The organism is Paraburkholderia sp. OAS925 (assembly GCF_040543975.1).
In the GTDB taxonomy this organism is placed as follows: Bacteria; Pseudomonadota; Gammaproteobacteria; order Burkholderiales; family Burkholderiaceae; genus Paraburkholderia; species Paraburkholderia graminis.
In genome coordinates this window covers 4,014,102-4,032,505 of the sequence record NZ_JBEUNO010000001.1, presented here as the reverse complement: position 1 = coordinate 4,032,505, position 18,404 = coordinate 4,014,102, and the positions used below count along the sequence as shown (strand labels likewise).

Genomic DNA, 18,404 nt, shown 5'->3' with positions numbered 1-18,404 from the left:
GACTGCCGTGCGCCGCGCCTTACGGCAGCGCACAGAACAGCGTGGAGCGGCGCCCGGCGGCGCGCCGCGCGTCACCCGGACGGCACGCGGCGGCTCTCAATGAGTTTTGACCGAGCAGCTAACTCTATGTATAATCACGGGTTTCCGCGCGCGGTGCGTGGAAAAAATGAACACAGAGTGAGGTTCTCAATGTACGCGGTCATAAAAACCGGTGGCAAGCAGTATAAAGTTGCCGTCGGCGAAAAACTTAAAGTAGAACAGATACCGGCAGACATTGACGCTGAAATCACGCTCGACCAGGTTCTCGCAGTGGGCGAAGGCGAATCGATTAAGTTCGGTGCGCCGCTGGTCAGTGGGGCTTCCGTCAAGGCTACCGTCGTGTCGCAAGGTCGTCACAAGAAAGTGACCATCTTCAAGATGCGTCGCCGGAAGCACTACCAGAAGCATGGCGGCCACCGCCAGAACTATACCGAACTGCGCATCGACGCGATCAACGCGTAAGCGCACCGGTTAAGGAGCAAATCAAATGGCACACAAAAAGGCAGGCGGATCGTCCCGGAACGGCCGCGACTCCGAGTCGAAGCGACTTGGCGTGAAAGTGTACGGCGGTCAGGCTATCAACGCTGGCGGCATCATCGTTCGTCAACGTGGCACGCGCATGCACGCTGGCGAGAACGTCGGTATCGGCAAGGATCACACCTTGTTCGCGCTGACGGACGGCCACGTCAAGTTTTCGACGAAAGGCGCCGCGAAGAAGCACATGGTCAACGTGATCCCGGCAGCAGTCTGAGCTTGCTCAGGCACGGGCTTCAGGACCGGAAAAAGGCCCCGCGAAGTTAGCGGGGCTTTTTTTATTGCGGTAGCGGCTGTTGCCGCCGCGAATTCTGACGTCGTCCTATGCCGTTCGGTCGATTGATCATCGCGCGGCGGGCGCGGCAAAATAGCTGTATCAGGCAGTATCCGGCAACAACACATCTGGCAGCACCATCTGGCTGTACACCACGGGACGGAGTTACGCATGAAGTTCATTGACGAAGCGAGGATTGAAGTCATCGCCGGCGACGGAGGGGATGGCAGCGCGTCGATGCGCCGCGAGAAGTTCGTTCCGTTCGGCGGCCCCGATGGCGGCGACGGCGGGCGGGGCGGCAGCGTGATTGCGGTAGCAGACCGCAACGTCAACACGCTGATCGACTATCGCTACGCGAAAAAACATATGGCGCGCAACGGCGAAAACGGCCGTGGCGCGGACTGCTACGGCAAGGGCGGCGACGACATCACGCTGCGCATGCCGGTTGGCACCACGATTACCGACATGGAAACCGGCGAACTGATCGCGGATCTGACCGAGCACAATCAGAGCGTGAAAATCGCGGAGGGCGGTGCCGGCGGTTTGGGCAACCTGCACTTCAAGTCCAGCACGAACCGCGCGCCGCGCCAGAAAACGGACGGCAAGCCGGGCGAGCGCCGCATGGTGCGCCTCGAACTCAAAGTGCTGGCCGACGTCGGTCTGCTCGGCATGCCGAACGCGGGCAAGTCAACGTTCATTTCTTCGGTATCGAACGCGAAGCCGAAGATTGCCGACTATCCGTTCACCACGCTCGCGCCTAATCTCGGCGTGGTGCGCGTCGGGCCGAGCCGCAGCTTCGTGATCGCGGACATTCCGGGCCTGATCGAAGGCGCGGCTGAAGGCGCGGGGCTCGGTCACCAGTTCCTGCGGCACTTGCAGCGCACAGGTCTGCTGCTGCATATCGTCGACATCGCGCCGTTCGACGAATCCGTCGACCCGGTCGCGGAAGCCAGGGCGATCGTCAACGAACTGCGCAAGTACGACGAGCAGCTGTATCAGAAGCCGCGCTGGCTGGTGCTCAACAAGCTCGACATGGTGCCCGAGGACGAGCGCGAAGCGCGCGTGTCGGCGTTCCTCGAAGGCTTCGGCTGGGACGGTCCGGTGTTCGAAATCTCGGCGCTGACCGGTCAGGGTTGCGAGAGCCTTTGCTACGCGGTGTTCGACTACATCGCCGCGCATTCCGAAGCTCAGCGCGCGGCTGAGGCCGAAGATCTCGCCGCCGACGTGCGCTTTCGCGACAAGCCCGAAGCGCCGGCCGCCGCCAGCGAATCCAGCGCCGATCCGCAGGAATAAACAACGGGAGCGCCGGCCTTTCGGGGCCGGTGCGTGTCAGGCGTCATCTTGGGAGACCACGCACAATGCGTTCCGTCATCGCAGATTCACGGCGATTGGTAGTGAAAGTCGGCTCGAGCCTCGTCACGAACGACGGCCGGGGCCTCGATCATGCTGCGATCGGCCGCTGGGCTGCGCAGATCGCCGCGTTGCGCGCTCAAGGTAAGGAAGTCGTGCTGGTGAGCTCCGGCGCGATCGCGGAAGGCATGCAGCGGCTCGGCTGGACCAAGCGGCCGCGCGAAATCGACGAATTGCAAGCGGCCGCCGCCGTCGGTCAAATGGGCCTTGCCCAGGTCTACGAAAGCCGCTTCGCCGAGCATTCCATTCAGACCGCGCAAATCCTGCTGACGCATGCCGACCTCGCGGACCGCGAGCGCTATCTGAACGCGCGCTCCACGCTGCTGACGCTGTTGCGGCTCGGCGTGGTGCCGATCATCAACGAGAACGACACGGTCGTCACCGACGAAATCAAGTTCGGCGACAACGACACGCTCGGCGCGCTCGTCGCGAACCTGATCGAGGGCGACGCACTCATCATCCTCACCGATCAGCAAGGGCTTTTCACCGCCGATCCGCGGAAAGATCCAAACGCGACGCTGGTTCAGCAGGCGGATGCCGGCGCGCCCGACCTGGAGGCGATGGCCGGCGGCGCTGGCTCGAGCCTCGGCCGAGGCGGCATGCTGACCAAGATTCTCGCCGCCAAGCGCGCCGCGCACAGCGGGGCGAACACGGTGATAGCCAGCGGCCGGGAAGCCGACGTGCTGTCGCGGCTCGCCTCGGGTGAAGCGATCGGCACGCAACTGATCGCACGCACCGCGCGCATGGCAGCACGCAAGCAATGGATGGCCGATCACTTGCAGGTGCGCGGCCACGTCGTGATCGACGACGGCGCCGTCGAGAAGGTGACCGCGGGCGGCAAGAGCCTGCTGCCTATCGGCATTGTCGGCGTTCAGGGTGCGTTTGCGCGGGGCGAGGTGATCGCTTGCCTGAACGCAGCGGGCCGGGAGGTGGCGCGCGGCCTCACCAATTACAGCAGTGCCGAAACCAAGCTGATTCAGCGGCGTCCGAGCGGCGAGATCGAGTCGGTGCTTGGCTATATGCTCGAACCGGAGCTGATTCATCGGGACAACTTGGTGCTGGTTTGAGCGGGTAATCAGCGGCCATTGGCCAGCGGCCGGCAAAGAGACATCAGGCGGCAATTAAAAAAGCCGTTCCAGTCACGACTGGAACGGCTTTTTTGCCTGAAGCACCGTCAACGGTTCAATGAATTAAAGACGTCGCCGTGCGCTTATAGCGGATGTTCTCGATAATCGACTTGGCGCTGCCTGTCGGCAGCTTGTTTGCGCACAGATAATCCTGATACAGCGCCGCGTGATAAGCGTTCAGCGCGCCGTTCTCGATGCGCGTGAAGTCGTTGGCAACGGTTCTGTCCCAGCCGTCGTGATCGGCGTTCAGACCGGCATACAGACGCCATTCGTAGGTGTCGCAGCGAATGCCCTCGTAGTTCACATTGCGCGCGCCGCTCGGGCTCGTGACCACCACCGTGTAGCGCACCACGCCGTCGGAACCCACCGTGAGCGACGTCGGATCTATCGCGAAATGCAGCGGCGTATTGCCCGACACTTCGAACGGAAGGAGGCTGGAGTCCTGCGGCAGCGGCGGCAACGTCTCGACCTTGTTTTCGACCCAATTGGTAGGCCGGTCGAGCAGATAGGTAAACGCGCTGTCATCCTTATTGGTGGGTTTGCCGGCACTCGAACAGCCAGCCAGAAGGGCGCCGGTGGCGACGCACGCCACGACGAGAGCGAGAGCTTTCAATATGGTTTTCCTCAAAAAACGGGCGCGGCTCCCGGGTCCGGGGGCCGCGCCCGCATAGCGGCACGGAAAGCCGCGCAGAACGATCAACTACGCACGCCTTGGCGAAGCAACGAAACGGCAGCCTCGCGAGCTGCGTCTTCTTCAAGCTCCGACGCGGCGCTGGCCTCGTCCGTTGACGCGGCATTTTCACCGCAGTCGGACGCGCTTGTTGTGCGAACCGAAGTTTCGATTCTGACGGACGTGACCGTTGTCACCGTCATTACCGTGGAATCCGGCGGACTTTCCATTGACGACGCTATCCGTGGATAGCGCGGCCCATGATGAGCGCCGGGTTTTTCCGCACGCGGCACAGTCCGGCGCATGAAACGGGACAGCTCCGTCAGCGCCAACTGATACACATCCCGCTTGAACTCGATCACACAGTCGAGCGGCACCCAATATTCGTTCCAACGCCAGGCATCGAACTCCGGGTGGTCGGTGGCGCGCAAGCAGATGTCGCAATCGCGCCCCACCATTCGGAGCAAAAACCAGATTTGTTTCTGGCCGCGGTAATGACCGCGTACCTCACGCTTGATGAACTTGTCAGGCACCTCGTAACGCAACCAGTCGCGCGTGCGACCAATCACCTTGACGTGCTCAGGAAGCAGCCCGGTTTCTTCGTGTAACTCCCGATACATCGCTTGCACGGGGGTCTCTCCGTACTTGATGCCCCCTTGCGGAAACTGCCAGGAATGTTCACGGAGCCGTTTGCCCCAAAACACCTCGTTGTGCGCGTTCAAGAGGATGATGCCGACGTTCGGGCGAAAGCCTTCACGATCCAGCATACAACCACCTTCGAATCCTTTAAAATTGCTTTGATTATAAACAGATAACGGCCCTGACGCACCGATTCGCACCAGAATGGAACGATTCGCCGCAAAAGGCCTGCATTTGCGGTAGCCTGTCAAGCTTCCCGCGCGTCATCCCTTGTGCAGAAGGCTTTGCGCGGCGGCGTCGCCGGCGCTTTGGCGTCGGTGCGGCGCAGTGCAGCACACCGCGGGTTCTGGCGCCGCAGCCGTGTCGATTTCCCGTTTCACCCTTTCGGGCGGTCCCTCCGGAGCCGCCGCTTTTGGAAAATCTGAATGAAAGCTTCCCGTTTCTTTATCGGCACCCTGAAAGAAGCTCCGGCAGACGCCGAGATCGTCAGCCACAAGCTCATGGTGCGCGCCGGCATGATCCGCCGCGTCGCCGGCGGCATCTATAACTACCTGCCGATCGGCCTGCGCTCGATCCGCAAGGTGGAAGCCATCGTGCGCGAGGAAATGAACCGGGCGGGCGCTATCGAATTGCTGATGCCGGCCGTGCAGCCGACCGAGTTGTGGCAGGAGTCGGGCCGCTGGGAAAAATACGGCCCCGAATTGCTCCGCTTCAAGGACCGCAAGCAGTCCGATTTCGTCATCGGACCGACGCATGAAGAAGTGGTGACGGACATCGCGCGTGGCCAGATCAAGAGCTACCGTCAGTTGCCGGTCAACTTCTACCAGATCCAGACCAAATTCCGCGACGAAATCCGTCCGCGTTTCGGCGTGATGCGCGGCCGCGAGTTCATCATGAAAGACGCGTACTCGTTCGACAAGGACGCGGCGGGTCTGCGCGAGTCGTATCGCAAGATGTACGACGCGTACGTGCGCATTTTCACGCGCCTCGGTCTCGACTTCCGCGCGGTCGCGGCGGACAACGGTTCGATCGGCGGCAGCGGCTCGCATGAGTTTCACGTGATCGCCGAAACGGGTGAGGACGCAATCGCCTATTGCCCGACCTCCGACTTCGCCGCGAATGTCGAAGCGGCCGAAGCATTGCCGCTGTACGCGCAACGCGCCGCTCCCGCCGAGGAGCTGAAGAAGACGCCCACGCCGGGCAAGGCAAAGTGCGAGGCCGTCGCCGAGTATCTGAACATTCCGCTCGAACGCACCATCAAGTCGATCGTGCTCGCGACCGAAAACGAAGGCGCTGAGCCGACCATCTGGCTGCTGATGCTGCGCGGCGATCACGATCTGAACGAGATCAAGGCAAACAACTTGCCGGGCCTCACCGACTTCCGCATGGCGACTGAGGCTGAGATCATCGAGACCTTCGGCACGCCGCCGGGCTATCTCGGCCCGCTCAACACGAAGAAGCCGGTGAAGGTCGTGGCGGACCGCACGGTCGCGAACATGAGCGACTTCGTGGTCGGCTCGAACGAGGTGGACTTCCACACCACCGGCGTCAACTGGGGCCGCGATTTGCCGGAGCCCGTCGTCGCGGATATTCGCGACGTCAAGAAGGGCGATCCGTCGCCGGACGGCAAGGGCGTGCTCGACATTTGCCGCGGCATCGAAGTCGGTCATGTGTTCCAGCTCGGCACCAAATATTCCGAAGCGATGAACGCGACCTGCCTCGACGAAAACGGCAAGCCGCAGCCGATGGAAATGGGCTGCTACGGCGTCGGCATCACGCGTATTCTGGGCGCCGCGATCGAACAGAATTTCGACGACAAGGGCATCATCTGGCCGGAATCGATCGCGCCGTTCGAAGTCGTCCTGTGCCCGATGGGCTATGACCGCAGCGAAGCCGTGCGCGAGCAGGCCGACAAGCTGTACGCGGAACTGGTGGAAGCGGGCATCGACGTGATTCTGGACGACCGCGGCGAACGCCCCGGCGTGATGTTCGCCGACTGGGAGCTGATCGGCGTGCCGCATCGTCTCGTGATCGGCGACCGCGGCCTGAAGGAAGGCAAGCTCGAATATCAGGGCCGCCGCGACGCCGAGGCGACCCTGCTGCCGGTCGACGAAGCCGCGCAAACGGTGATCGCGAAGGTGCGCGCGGCGCTCGCGCGCTAAGCGGAGCGGACGGTGGAGTACACCTTCCTGTCCGCGACCGTCCTGCTGATTCTCATCACCGATCCGCTCGGCAACATTCCGCTCTTCATCAGTTGTCTGCGCGGTGTGTCGCCGAAGCGGCGCACCGCCGTGATTCTGCGTGAGGTCGCGATTGCGTTTGCGATCCTGCTGCTGTTCATGGTGCTGGGCGACGCGTTCTTGCGGATGATGAGTCTCACGGACCAGTCGTTGCGAATCGGCGGCGGCATCGTGCTGTTTCTGATTGCGCTGCGCATGGTGTTCCCGCATCCGGACGGCCCGTTCGGCGGCGACGCGCGCGGCGGCGAGCCGTTGATCGTGCCGCTCGCCATTCCGGCGCTGGCCGGACCGTCGGCGCTCGCAACGGTGATGCTGTTGACGTCGCAGGCGCCCGGCAAGATGTTCGAATGGATCGGCGCGCTGACCGTCACCATGATCGTTTGTGCTGTGGTGTTGATGCTGGCCGAGCGGATTCAGGCATGGCTCGGCGAGCGAACCATGATGGCATTCGAGCGTCTGATGGGACTCGTGCTGGTCGCGATTTCCGTCGAGATGATGCTCGGCGGTATCCGCGCCTTCGTGCATCAACTGTGAAGCCGGCGGCGCGCGTTATCGCTGCGCAATGAAAAAAGCGGCCCAGGTAGGCCGCTTTTTCGTTCCAGCGCAAGACAGATGAAGAACTCACGCGCCTTCGGTCAGCGCGCGAATGGTCGGCAGGTTGCGCCAGTAGCCTTTCGCGTCCATGCCGCAGCCGAACACATAGCGGTCCGGCACTTCGAAGCCGCAGTAGTCTGGGCGCAGCGGCTTGGCCTTCGGAATGATCTTTTCGCACAGCACCGCGCTCAGGAAGCGCTTCGCGCCCATCGCGAGGATGCGGTCGCGAATCGCGGCCATGGTCTCGCCTTCGTCGAGAATGTCGTCGAGCACCAGCACCACGCGATCCTTCACCGACTCGGCCGGCGCCACGCGCCACTGCATCTCGTTGCCGCCTTTGGTGGTGTTGCGATAGCGGGTCAGGTGGATGTAGTCGAACTCGAGCGGAAAGTCGAGGTGCGGCAACAGCATGCCGGTGAACACTGCGGCGCCGCCCATCACCGAAAGCACGAGCGGGAAGTCCTCGCTTATTTCGGCGCGGATGGCGGCAGCCATGCCGCTGATCGACGCGTTCACGTCGTCGGCCGAAACGATTTCTTCGGAGTGGCTAAAAATGTGGAGAGCTTCTTCGCGGTTCATGACGTCTGACGGGCGGTGACTGTATACATAGTGTGAGCGGGAATGCTCTCAACCAATTCCTCTTTCGAGGCGGCGGCTATCGGCGGGCGCAGTGCAACCCGCACGACGCGCGCGCCGCCGTCTTGCTAAAGCTTAGCGCATGCCGGGCAACATGCCCTTCATGCCGCGCATCATCTTTTGCATGTTGCCGCCCTTCAGCTTTTTCATCATCGTGCGCATCTGGTCGTACTGGTTCAGCATGCGGTTGACTTCCTGCACCTGCACGCCCGCGCCCGCGGCAATGCGGCGCTTGCGCGTGGCCTTGATGAGATCCGGCTTGGCGCGCTCGAGCGGCGTCATCGAGTTGATGATGCCTTCCATGCGGCGCATCTGCTTTTCAGCCTGGCTCATGTCGGCGCCGGCGGCGGCCTGCTGGAATTGCGCGGGCAGCTTGTCCATCAGCGACGACAGCCCGCCCATGCCCTTCATTTGCGTGAGCTGCGCGCGGAAATCGTTCAGGTCGAAGTCGCCGCCTTTCTTCACCTTGTCGGCGAGTTTTTGCGCGGCCTGAACGTCGACGCCCTTCTGCGCTTCTTCGACGAGCGCGAGAATGTCGCCCATGCCGAGAATCCGGTTCGCCATGCGATCCGGATAAAACACTTCGAGGCCGTCGAGCTTTTCCGCGACGCCGACGAACTTGATCGGCCTGCCCGTGACGTGACGCACGGAGAGTGCCGCGCCGCCGCGCGAGTCGCCGTCGAGCTTGGTCAGCACGACGCCGGTGAGCGGCAGTGCATCGCTAAACGCTTTGGCCGTGTTGACCGCGTCCTGACCGAGCATCGCATCGACGACGAACAGCGTTTCCGCCGGCTTCAGCGTGGTATGCAGCGCGGTGATTTCCTGCATCATCGCTTCGTCGATACCGAGACGGCCGGCCGTGTCGACGATCAGCACGTCGTGATAGTGACGCTTGGCCCAATCCACCGCCGCACGCGCGATGTCCACCGGCTTCTGATCCGGTTCCGACGGGAAGAAATCCGCGCCGACCTGCTCGGTCACCGTCTTCAACTGCGCGATAGCAGCAGGGCGATAGACGTCGCACGAAACGGTCAGCACTTTCTTCTTGTACTTCTCGCGCAGCAGCTTGGCGAGCTTGCCGACCGTGGTCGTCTTACCCGCGCCCTGCAAACCCGCCATCAGGATGACGGCCGGCGGCGTGACGGCGAGGTTGAGCTCCGAGGCCTTGCCTTCGTAATCGCCGCCGATCACCGCGGTCAACTCGCGCTGCACGACGCCGACGAGCGCCTGACCCGGCGACAGACTGCTGATGACTTCCTCGCCGAGCGCCTTCCCTTTCACCTTCGCGATGAACTCGCGCACGACGGGCAGCGCCACGTCCGCCTCGAGCAGCGCAAGGCGCACTTCGCGCAGCATTTCCTGGGTGTTCGCCTCGGTGAGCCGGGCTTCGCCGCGCAGCGTCTTGACGACGCGCGCCATCCGTTGAGTCAGATTGTCGAGCATGGGGAGCGATGAACAGTGCGGCCCGGGCGGGCGCGAAGCGGAAGACGTCGCGGGGCGGGGGCCTAGTGTAAACTTCGAATATGGATATTGTACTGTATGCCCTCACCGCGCTCCTGTACGGCGGACTCGCCGTAGCGGGCTGGCGCTCGCACCGGCACGCCGGATCGCGCTCCATGCTGGAGAGCGTCGCGCCCATGCCGGCCGGCGCGGCAACCGCGGCCGACGCGCGTTCCGGGTTCGCCGGGGCCGCGGCGTCGGGCATGAGCTCATCGGGCCGCGCGCTGCTGTTCGTCGCGCTGCTCGCGCACGGCGTGCTGCTGCACACCACGATCTTCCCGCAGAACGCGATGGTGTTCGGCTTCGCCTTCGCGCTCTCCGCGATGTTCTGGCTCGGCGCCGGCATCTATTGGATAGAGAGCTTTTTCTTTCCGCTCGACGGCTTGCGTCTGCTGGTCTTGCCGCTCGCCTGCGTCGCGTCGCTGCTGCCGCTCGCGTTCAACGGCGTGCGTGTGCTGCCGTATTCGGCCGCGCCCATGTTCAAGCTGCACTTCCTGATCGCCAACATCGCGTATGGCCTGTTCGCGATCGCGGCGCTGCACGCCGTTCTGATGCTGCTCGTCGAGCGGCGTCTTCATGCGATGCGCGGCGGCGTCGCGCAGCGGCATGTGGCCGCAGCGGGCAACGGCTGGCTCTCCAGTTGGCTCGATACACTGCCGCCGTTGCTCACGCTCGAGAAGCTGCTGTTCCGTCTGATCGGCGCGGGCTTCGTGCTGCTCACGCTGACGCTGGTATCGGGCATTCTGTTCAGCGAGCAACTGGTCGACCGCGCGCTGCGGCTCGATCACAAGACCGTGTTCGCGATTCTTTCGTGGGTGATGTTCGGCGCGCTCTTGACGGCGCGCAAGGTGTCCGGCTGGCGCGGCCGTGCCGCATTGCGCTGGGTGCTGGCTTCGTTCGTCGCGTTGCTGCTGGCGTACGTCGGCAGCCGTTTTGTTTTCGAGGTGCTGTTGCACCGAGCTGTAGTGTGAGCGTGTCCCATGCGACAAATCTTTTTGCTGATCGTGTTGTTCATCGTCGGGCAGTGGCTCGTGAAGGCGCTGCGCCGTCATGACGCGCACACCGCGCAACGTACCGGTGCTGGCGGCGCGCGCGGCGCTGCCAATAACGGCAACGGCGCCGCGCGTCAGCCCGAGGCGCCGCAACTCGCGGAGCCGATGATCCGTTGTGTCGAGTGCGGCGTGCATGCGCCGAAGAGCGACTCGGTGGTCGTGGCGGGCCAGGTGTTCTGCAGCGCCGCGCACGCGCAGCGGCACGGCACGCGACCCACGGGCCGCGACGCCCGATGAGCGTCGAGTTCACCGTCGACGCAGACGGTTGGGCCGCGCAAGCACGCAAACTGCCGTCGCCGAACTTCGAGGCGCGGCCACAAGGCGCGGTGCCCACGCTGATCGTGGTGCACAACATCAGCTTGCCGCCCAATGAATTCGGCGGCACGGCTATCGCCGAACTCTTCCTCAATACACTCGATTGCGACGCTCACCCGTATTACGACGCGCATCTGCGCGGCGTGCGCGTGTCGGCGCATTTCGTGATTCATCGCGACGGCGCCCTCGAACAGTTCGTGTCGTGCAACGAGCGCGCGTGGCACGCGGGACCGTCGAATTTTTTCGGCCGCGAGCGTTGCAATGATTTCTCCATCGGCATCGAACTCGAAGGCAGTGACACAACTGCTTTCGAGGCGGCTCAATACCGCACGCTGAGCGCGCTCGTGAGAGCGCTCGCGGCACGTTATCCGATCGAAGCCCTCGCCGGACACTCCGACATTGCGCCCGGCCGCAAGACCGATCCGGGCCCCCACTTCGAATGGGCGCGCCTGCAACGCGACACCTCGCTCGCGGATCGGTATTTCCCCTATCTCAAGTTTTCCAAAACGCGGTAACGGCCGTTCGCGCGAGCTCGCGTGATGCGAGGAGAACGAGGCGCAGCCTCGCTCTCCGGGGAGCCGGCTTCGCGTCGCGCGAGCCAAAAGTCAATACGTTTCGGATAAATAAAACGATTTGATCTGTCTTGAAAGTCCACTATACTTGGTGCCACAAATTCAGTTACGCACTAGATGTTGTGTGTCCTGTGTATAACTGTGTGAATAACCAAGTGCATAACATAGTGCACAAGTCTGCGGCGCCCCGCTCTCCGAGCATGGCGCCGCAAGCATTCCAGGCAGCGAAAAAGAATTCCTGCAGGGCGGCCGGTGAAACGTAAGAGCGGGTAGAGCGCGGGGCAAGCGCGAACCAACCGGCGGCAACCATAAGCATCAGGAAAGGGGCTGAGAGTGATCGCGAGAACTACGACGAAGACCGTTACGAATTCGAATCAGGCTTCATCGCAGTCGCATTCCGTCAGCCGCCGAGGCCGGCCTCTTTCCTGCACCCCATCGCTCGCGCACGCGGCGCAGCGTTCGTTTTAATCCGCGGCACTCGCCGCAACATTTCCAGGACCAGGAGCTTTGCACATGCAAACCACCGACAACGCGACGACCCGGTATGAGGGATCACCGACTGGCCAGGCTTTCGGCCAGGCACAAGGCGCCCAGGCGCTCGCGCCGCAAGCGACGTACGCCGACTACAAGGTGATCCGCCGCAACGGCAGCGTGGTGTCGTTCGAGCCGTCGAAGATCGCCATCGCCGTGACGAAGGCATTCCTCGCTGTCAACGGTGGTCAGGGCGCGGCATCCGCACGCGTGCGCGAACTGGTCGAGCAACTCACGCAGAACGTGGTGCGCGCGCTGGTGCGCAGCCGTCCGAACGGCGGCACGTTCCATATCGAAGACATTCAGGATCAGGTCGAACTCGCGCTGATGCGCGGCGGCGAGCACAACGTCGCGCGTGCTTACGTGCTGTATCGCGAGAAGCGCACCCAGGCGCGCGGTCACGACGAACAGGTGGCCGGCAGCACGCCGGGCCTCACCGTTACCGACAACGGCGTGTCGCGTCCGCTCGACATGGCTGCGCTGCGCGGCATCATCGAGTCCGCTTGCGCGAACCTGGGCGACGCCGTGAGCGCCGAGCCGATCGTCGCTGAAACGGTCAAGAATCTGTACGACGGCGTGCCGATGAGCCAGGTCTACGACTCGGCGATCCTGGCCGCTCGCACGATGATCGAAAAGGACCCGGCTTACAGCCAGGTCACCGCGCGCATTCTGCTGCACACGATCCGCCGCGAGATTCTCGAAGAAGAAGTCACGCAAGCCGAAATGGGCGAGCGTTACGCCGAGTACTTCCCGCAGTTCATCAAGCGCGGCGTGCAAGCCGAGTTGCTCGACGACAAGCTGCTGCAGTTCGACCTGAAGCGTCTGGGCGCCGCGCTCGATAACAACCGCGACCTGCAGTTCGGCTACCTCGGTCTGCAAACGCTGTACGACCGCTACTTCCTGCATCACGACGGCGTGCGTATCGAAATGCCCCAGGCATTCTTTATGCGTGTCGCAATGGGCCTGTCGCTGAACGAGATCGACCGTGAAGCGCGCGCGATCGAGTTTTACAACGTGCTGTCGAGCTTCGACTTCATGTCGTCCACGCCGACGCTGTTCAACTCGGGCACGCGCCGCTCACAACTGTCGTCGTGCTACCTGACCACGGTCGACGACGACCTCGACGGCATCTACGAAGCGCTGAAGGAAAACGCGCTGCTCTCGAAGTTCGCCGGCGGTCTCGGCAACGACTGGACGCGTGTGCGTGCGCTCGGCTCGCACATCAAGGGCACCAATGGCAAGTCGCAAGGCGTCGTGCCGTTCCTGAAGGTGGTGAATGACACGGCCGTCGCCGTGAACCAGGGCGGCAAGCGCAAGGGCGCGGTGTGCGCGTACCTGGAAACGTGGCACCTCGACATCGAAGAATTCCTGGAGCTGCGCAAGAACACCGGCGACGACCGTCGCCGCACGCACGACATGAACACGGCGAACTGGATTCCCGACCTGTTCATGAAGCGCGTGATGGAAGGCGGCGACTGGACGCTGTTCTCGCCGTCCACCTGCCCGGATCTGCACGACAAGTTCGGCGCCGAGTTCGAAGCGGCTTACACGGCTTACGAAGACAAGGTCGCGCGCGGCGAGATCAAGCTCTTCAAGAAGGTTCCGGCGGCGCAACTGTGGCGCAAGATGCTCGGCATGCTGTTCGAAACCGGCCATCCGTGGATCACGTTCAAGGACCCGTGCAATGTGCGCTCGCCGCAACAGCACGTCGGCGTCGTCCACTCGTCGAACCTGTGCACCGAAATCACGCTGAACACGAGCGACGCTGAAATCGCCGTCTGCAACCTGGGCTCGGTGAACCTCGTCGCGCATCTGAAGGAACAGGCCGACGGCACGCTCGTGCTCGACCACGACAAGCTCAAGCGCACCGTCAGCGTCGCGATGCGCATGCTCGACAACGTGATCGACATCAACTACTACGCAGTCGCCAAGGCGCGTAACTCGAACCTGAAGCATCGTCCGGTCGGCATGGGCATCATGGGCTTCCAGGACTGCCTGCATCTGCTGCGCACGCCGTACGCGTCGGAAGAAGCGGTGAAGTTCGCCGACACGTCGATGGAAGCGGTCTGCTACTACGCTTACTACGCGTCGACGGAACTGGCGCAGGAGCGCGGCCGTTACTCGAGCTATCGCGGCTCGCTGTGGGATCGCGGCATTCTTCCGCAAGACTCGGTCAAGCTGCTGGCCGACGCGCGCGGCGGCTATGTCGAAGTCGATTCGAGCGAGTCGATGGACTGGACCGAACTGCGTCAGCGCATCGCCACCTACGGCATGCGCAACTCGAACTGCATCGCGATCGCGCCGACCGCGACCATCTCGAACATCATCGGCGTGTCGGCCTGCATCGAGCCGACGTTCCAGAACCTGTATGTGAAGTCGAACCTGTCGGGCGAATTCCACGGTGGTCAACGACTACCTGGTGCGCGACCTGAAGGCCCGTGGTCTGTGGGACGAAGTGATGGTCGCCGACCTGAAGTACTTCGACGGCACGCTCTCGCGCATCGACCGCATTCCGGCGGACCTCCGCGCGATCTACGCGACCGCGTTCGAAGTCGATCCGAAGTGGCTGGTCGAAGCGGCGTCGCGTCGTCAGAAGTGGATCGACCAGGCGCAGTCGCTGAACATCTACATGGGTGGCGCATCGGGTAAGAAGCTCGACGAGATCTACAAGCTCGCATGGGTGCGCGGTCTGAAGACCACGTACTACCTGCGCACGATGGCGGCCACGCACGTCGAGAAGTCGACGGTCGCTCACGGCGCGTTGAACGCAGTGAGCTCGGGCGGCGGCGAAGGTGCGGGCGGTGCCGGTGGTGTCGGCGGCGGCGCGGCAGGCGGCTTCGGCGTGAGCGGCGGTGCGGGTGTCGGCGGTTTCCAGGCAACGGCGGCAGCGCCGGCAGTTGCAGTGGAAGCAGCGCCCGAAGCGGACGGTCCCGTGTGCATGATGCGTCCGGGCGATCCTGGCTTCGACGAGTGCGAGGCTTGCCAGTAAGCGGCAAGAGCGAGCAGTAGAAGCAGGCAGTCGCAGTGAGTGGTACGAGTAAGCAGGTTCGTTGTTTGCTGGAGCGTTCTAGGTAATGACCCGCATGCAGCGATCGACGAACCTGATAGAGATGAAGCAGAGATAAGCCGACGAGCGGCGCGGCAGCAAGGTGGATGAAGTCGAAGGCCGCACCGCTCATCGTCGGACCGTTGCAAAGTGAAGTAGAGAAGCAACGAGTCGGCATGTCACGAAGCGCGCAAGACGACACCGACTGCAAGACCCGCCGCTTCAATCGCCGCTTCACCAACGCTTCAATCAACGCAGCGACGCAGCGATGAAATGATGCAGCGATGAAACGACGCAGCGAACAACGCAACCGGCCACATGCATCGCGCGACATCGCATTGAACTTCATCTCGCTAGCGCGGACGAACCCGCAACGCGCATCGAAGTGCACATCGAAGTGCAGTACACAGCAACCGCACTCCGCAATACAGATAGATAGAGCAGCGAAACGTCGCTCGGACACGTTGCTCTTCGAGCTCGCGAAGCACCTCGACGACACAGCTTGAAGTCGCATCACTCAAGGCAACGTTCACAGTCTGTTGAACAAAGTGTTGTATGAACGTAGCAACGCGAATCGAAAACAGGATTTTTCGCAAGCGGACTCTTTTATCGCTCGTGAAAAGATGGTACAAACCGTTCTAAATTGATGGTGACATTTATGCTCAACTGGGATGACGAGATCACTGCCGTAACTCCCTCGAGCGCTACGCAACAGAACGTGTTGCGCAACGCTGCGGGATCGGCTGTCGGTTCGCAAGTCGAAACGCGTTCCGCTCCTCATGCTCTCTCGGCTTCAGACATCTTCGCGAACGACATCGCTGTCGCTCCCGCTGCTAACGTTGCTCGTGCTGCTGGAACGGCTGCCGTTTCCGAAGCGCGGGTGAATGTCGCCGACAAGCGCATCATCAACGGCCAGACCGACGTCAATCAGTTGGTGCCGTTCAAATACAAGTGGGCCTGGGAAAAGTATCTGGCTGGTTGCGCCAACCACTGGATGCCACAAGAAGTGAACATGTCGCGCGACATCGCCCTGTGGAAAGACCCGAACGGTCTGACCGAAGACGAGCGCCGCGTCGTCAAGCGCAACCTGGGCTTCTTCGTGACGGCCGATTCCCTCGCCGCCAACAATATCGTGCTGGGCACCTACCGCCATATCACGGCGCCCGAATGCCGCCAGTTCCTGCTGCGCCAGGCGTTCGAAGAGGCGATCCACACGCACGCATACCAGTACATCGTCGAATCGCTGGGTCTGGACGAAGGCGAAATCTTCAACGCGTATCACGAGGTTCCCTCGATCCGCGCGAAAGACGAGTTCCTGATTCCGTACATCAATGTGCTGACCGATCCGGGCTTCAAGACCGGCACGCTCGAGACAGACCAGACTCTGCTTCGCTCGCTGATCGTGTTCGCCTGTGTGATGGAAGGCCTCTTCTTCTACGTCGGCTTTACGCAAATCCTGGCGCTTGGCCGCCAGAACAAGATGACCGGCGCGGCGGAACAGTATCAGTACATCCTGCGCGACGAGTCGATGCACTGCAACTTCGGCATCGACCTGATCAACCAGATCAAACTCGAAAACCCGCAACTCTGGACGGCTGAGTTCCGCGCGGAAATCCGCGAGATCTTCCAGCAAGCGGTCGAACTCGAATATCGTTACGCGGAAGACACGATGCCGCGCGGGGTGCTCGGCCTCAATGCGTCGATGTTCAAGAGCTATCTGCGCTTCATCTGCAACCGCCGTTGCCAGCAGATCGGTCTCGATCCGCTGTACCCGAACGAGGAAAACCCGTTCCCGTGGATGAGCGAGATGATCGACCTGAAGAAGGAACGCAACTTCTTCGAGACGCGTGTGATCGAATATCAGACTGGCGGCGCGCTGACCTGGGAGTGATCCGGGTTCGTACCGCGATGTATTCATCGATGGGGATGCCGTGGCTTCGGCTGCGGCGATTATGTTTAGGAGCTGAACCGCCTGATGCAAAGCGTGCCTCGTGCGCCGCGTGCCTTCGCGGCCCACAAACATGACCGGCACTTTGCGAACCCTTCAGTGGGATGGGCAAACTTCCCCCCGGAAAAAGCCGTCGGCGGTATCGCCGTCGGCTCGATCAAGCAATTGCCGGCGTTGATTTCCAACGCCGATGACATTTGGCGCGCGGTGCCTTGCGGCACGGCGCGCCTTACCGCATTCATTAGCGTAAGCGCGCGGCACCTGCGTACGCCGATGAATAGCCCGCTTCGTAGCGCGCGCCCTGAGAAGCGTCCGCGGGAAGCGGGTTTTGACGAAGGGTGTAGTTTGAACTGACTCTCATCTGAAAACCTGAAGGAGAAAATGATGGCAACTGCAAAGAAAGCCGCCGCTAAGAAGCCTGCAGCAAAGAAGGTCGCAGCAAAGAAGGCAGCTCCGGCGAAGAAGGCCGCACCGGCCAAGAAGGTAGCAGCGAAGAAGGCTGCTCCGGCTAAGAAGGTAGCGGCGAAGAAGGCAGCGCCGGCGAAGAAGGTAGCAGCGAAGAAGGCTGCGCCGGCCAAGAAGACCGCAGCGAAGAAAGCAGCACCGGCCAAGAAGGTAGCAGCGAAGAAGGCAGCGCCGGCGAAGAAGGCTGCAGCGAAGAAGGCTGCACCGGCGAAGAAGGCGACTGCGAAGAAGGCAGCGCCGGCCAAGAAGGCCGCTGCGAAGAAGGCCGCGCCTGCGAAGAAGGCTGCTGCGAAGAAAGCCGCGCCTGCCAAGAAGGCTGCTGCGAAGAAGGCTGCGCCTGCGAAGAAGGCTGCTGCTAAAAAGGCTGCGCCTGCCAAGAAGGCTGCTCCTGCGAAGAAGGCCGCTGCTGCTCCCGCGAAGAAGGCCGCGCCTGCGAAGAAGGCTGTTGCCAAGAAGGCTGCACCTGCACCCGCTGCGACTTCCGTTTCGAGCGCACCGGCAGCAACGGTGAAGACCGCGCTGAACCCGGCAGCAGCATGGCCGTTCCCGACGGGCAGCCGTCCGTAATCGGGCTGTTCAGCGGTAGCAGTACTTCGACGCATCGCATGATGTGTCGATGATCGAGTAGCGCTTCACGCAGTCTCGCGAGCGCTACTCGGTCAGGATCCCGTTGCCGGTTTCGGCGACGGGATTTTTTTCGTCCGTACGAGTCGATACAAACGGAAGCAGCACGAATGCGCAGGCGAAAAAAAACGCATGCACAGGGGAGGGCATGCGTGTGAGGTCGATGCGGCCGCATGAAGCTGGCCGCT

Annotated in this window: 16 protein-coding genes and 1 pseudogene; 13 read left to right on the top strand and 4 right to left on the bottom strand. The window is 62.4% G+C overall.

Annotated features, from left to right (window positions below):
* Window positions 1–189 precede the first annotated feature (189 nt).
* The 4 genes from rplU (at window position 190) to proB (ending at window position 3,324) form a co-directional block, all read left to right on the top strand.
* Entirely contained in the window at window positions 190–501 is a 312-nt protein-coding gene (gene rplU / locus ABIE53_RS17710; protein ID WP_006051835.1) for a 50S ribosomal protein L21, read from the top strand.
* 25 nt (window positions 502–526) lie between these two features.
* Window positions 527–790: a 50S ribosomal protein L27 gene (gene rpmA / locus ABIE53_RS17705; RefSeq protein ID WP_006051836.1), complete on the top strand. Its 264-nt coding sequence runs from the start codon at window positions 527–529 to the stop codon at window positions 788–790.
* A gap of 228 nt (window positions 791–1,018) precedes the next feature.
* Window positions 1,019–2,140, top strand: coding sequence for an Obg family GTPase CgtA (gene cgtA / locus ABIE53_RS17700; RefSeq protein ID WP_192698731.1), 1,122 nt, complete (start codon window positions 1,019–1,021; stop codon window positions 2,138–2,140).
* A gap of 65 nt (window positions 2,141–2,205) precedes the next feature.
* The gene (gene proB, locus ABIE53_RS17695; protein ID WP_006051838.1) at window positions 2,206–3,324 is read left to right on the top strand and encodes a glutamate 5-kinase; all 1,119 of its coding nucleotides are present in this window, start codon (window positions 2,206–2,208) and stop codon (window positions 3,322–3,324) included.
* 115 nt (window positions 3,325–3,439) lie between these two features.
* Here proB and ABIE53_RS17690 read toward each other — a convergent pair whose 3' ends face one another.
* Both ABIE53_RS17690 and ABIE53_RS17685 read right to left on the bottom strand, forming a co-directional pair.
* Window positions 3,440–3,997, bottom strand: coding sequence for a CNP1-like family protein (locus ABIE53_RS17690; protein ID WP_006051839.1), 558 nt, complete (start codon window positions 3,995–3,997; stop codon window positions 3,440–3,442).
* 83 nt (window positions 3,998–4,080) lie between these two features.
* Window positions 4,081–4,821: an RNA pyrophosphohydrolase gene (locus tag ABIE53_RS17685; RefSeq protein WP_006051840.1), complete on the bottom strand. Its 741-nt coding sequence runs from the start codon at window positions 4,819–4,821 to the stop codon at window positions 4,081–4,083.
* A 297-nt stretch (window positions 4,822–5,118) separates the two neighbouring features.
* Here ABIE53_RS17685 and ABIE53_RS17680 point away from each other — a divergent pair, with 297 nt between their 5' ends.
* Together ABIE53_RS17680 and ABIE53_RS17675 are read left to right on the top strand one after the other, a co-directional pair.
* Entirely contained in the window at window positions 5,119–6,855 is a 1,737-nt protein-coding gene (locus ABIE53_RS17680; RefSeq protein WP_192698732.1) for a proline--tRNA ligase, read from the top strand.
* A 12-nt stretch (window positions 6,856–6,867) separates the two neighbouring features.
* On the top strand, window positions 6,868–7,467 hold the full coding sequence (locus tag ABIE53_RS17675) for a MarC family protein (RefSeq protein WP_006051842.1): 600 nt from the start codon (window positions 6,868–6,870) through the stop codon (window positions 7,465–7,467).
* Between the two features lie 87 nt (window positions 7,468–7,554).
* Here ABIE53_RS17675 and ABIE53_RS17670 read toward each other — a convergent pair whose 3' ends face one another.
* Both ABIE53_RS17670 and ffh read right to left on the bottom strand, forming a co-directional pair.
* Window positions 7,555–8,106, bottom strand: a complete 552-nt coding sequence (locus ABIE53_RS17670; protein WP_006051843.1) for a hypoxanthine-guanine phosphoribosyltransferase — start codon at window positions 8,104–8,106, stop codon at window positions 7,555–7,557.
* Between the two features lie 132 nt (window positions 8,107–8,238).
* Window positions 8,239–9,606, bottom strand: a complete 1,368-nt coding sequence (ffh, locus tag ABIE53_RS17665; RefSeq protein WP_006051844.1) for a signal recognition particle protein — start codon at window positions 9,604–9,606, stop codon at window positions 8,239–8,241.
* Between the two features lie 80 nt (window positions 9,607–9,686).
* On the opposite strand from ffh, the gene ABIE53_RS17660 reads away from it, so the two are divergent.
* The 7 genes and pseudogenes from ABIE53_RS17660 to ABIE53_RS17630 all read left to right on the top strand — a co-directional run bounded on the left by ABIE53_RS17660 (window position 9,687) and on the right by ABIE53_RS17630 (window position 18,159).
* A complete protein-coding gene (locus tag ABIE53_RS17660; RefSeq protein ID WP_006051845.1) occupies window positions 9,687–10,634 on the top strand; it encodes a cytochrome C assembly family protein in 948 nt (315 codons plus the stop codon).
* 9 nt (window positions 10,635–10,643) lie between these two features.
* Window positions 10,644–10,952 (top strand): PP0621 family protein, encoded by a 309-nt coding sequence (locus ABIE53_RS17655; RefSeq protein WP_006051846.1) that lies wholly within the window; start codon window positions 10,644–10,646, stop codon window positions 10,950–10,952.
* Window positions 10,949–11,545, top strand: coding sequence for a 1,6-anhydro-N-acetylmuramyl-L-alanine amidase AmpD (gene ampD, locus ABIE53_RS17650; protein ID WP_006051847.1), 597 nt, complete (start codon window positions 10,949–10,951; stop codon window positions 11,543–11,545). Before ABIE53_RS17655 ends, ampD begins: the two co-directional genes overlap by 4 nt.
* A gap of 570 nt (window positions 11,546–12,115) precedes the next feature.
* Window positions 12,116–15,122 (top strand): annotated as a pseudogene (locus ABIE53_RS17645) (ribonucleoside-diphosphate reductase subunit alpha).
* Between the two features lie 715 nt (window positions 15,123–15,837).
* Window positions 15,838–17,070, top strand: coding sequence for a ribonucleotide-diphosphate reductase subunit beta (locus ABIE53_RS17640; protein ID WP_192698733.1), 1,233 nt, complete (start codon window positions 15,838–15,840; stop codon window positions 17,068–17,070).
* Between the two features lie 84 nt (window positions 17,071–17,154).
* On the top strand, window positions 17,155–17,481 hold the full coding sequence (locus ABIE53_RS17635; RefSeq protein ID WP_006051851.1) for a hypothetical protein: 327 nt from the start codon (window positions 17,155–17,157) through the stop codon (window positions 17,479–17,481).
* Window positions 17,482–17,511: 30 nt separating this feature from the next.
* On the top strand, window positions 17,512–18,159 hold the full coding sequence (locus ABIE53_RS17630) for a histone H1-like DNA-binding protein (protein WP_006051852.1): 648 nt from the start codon (window positions 17,512–17,514) through the stop codon (window positions 18,157–18,159).
* Window positions 18,160–18,404 lie beyond the last annotated feature (245 nt).

Excerpts from the sequence above, each read along its gene's own strand:
- rplU (WP_006051835.1), top strand. The coding sequence starts at position 190 with ATGTACGCGGTCATAAAAACCGGTGGCAAGCAGTATAAAGTTGCCGTC.
- rpmA (WP_006051836.1), top strand. The coding sequence starts at position 527 with ATGGCACACAAAAAGGCAGGCGGATCGTCCCGGAACGGCCGCGACTCC.
- cgtA (WP_192698731.1), top strand. The coding sequence starts at position 1,019 with ATGAAGTTCATTGACGAAGCGAGGATTGAAGTCATCGCCGGCGACGGA.
- proB (WP_006051838.1), top strand. The coding sequence starts at position 2,206 with ATGCGTTCCGTCATCGCAGATTCACGGCGATTGGTAGTGAAAGTCGGC.
- ABIE53_RS17685 (WP_006051840.1), bottom strand. The coding sequence starts at position 4,821 with ATGCTGGATCGTGAAGGCTTTCGCCCGAACGTCGGCATCATCCTCTTG.
- ABIE53_RS17680 (WP_192698732.1), top strand. The coding sequence starts at position 5,119 with ATGAAAGCTTCCCGTTTCTTTATCGGCACCCTGAAAGAAGCTCCGGCA.
- ABIE53_RS17670 (WP_006051843.1), bottom strand. The coding sequence starts at position 8,106 with ATGAACCGCGAAGAAGCTCTCCACATTTTTAGCCACTCCGAAGAAATC.
- ffh (WP_006051844.1), bottom strand. The coding sequence starts at position 9,606 with ATGCTCGACAATCTGACTCAACGGATGGCGCGCGTCGTCAAGACGCTG.
- ABIE53_RS17660 (WP_006051845.1), top strand. The coding sequence starts at position 9,687 with ATGGATATTGTACTGTATGCCCTCACCGCGCTCCTGTACGGCGGACTC.
- ABIE53_RS17655 (WP_006051846.1), top strand. The coding sequence starts at position 10,644 with ATGCGACAAATCTTTTTGCTGATCGTGTTGTTCATCGTCGGGCAGTGG.
- ampD (WP_006051847.1), top strand. The coding sequence starts at position 10,949 with ATGAGCGTCGAGTTCACCGTCGACGCAGACGGTTGGGCCGCGCAAGCA.
- ABIE53_RS17640 (WP_192698733.1), top strand. The coding sequence starts at position 15,838 with ATGCTCAACTGGGATGACGAGATCACTGCCGTAACTCCCTCGAGCGCT.
- ABIE53_RS17635 (WP_006051851.1), top strand. The coding sequence starts at position 17,155 with ATGCAAAGCGTGCCTCGTGCGCCGCGTGCCTTCGCGGCCCACAAACAT.
- ABIE53_RS17630 (WP_006051852.1), top strand. The coding sequence starts at position 17,512 with ATGGCAACTGCAAAGAAAGCCGCCGCTAAGAAGCCTGCAGCAAAGAAG.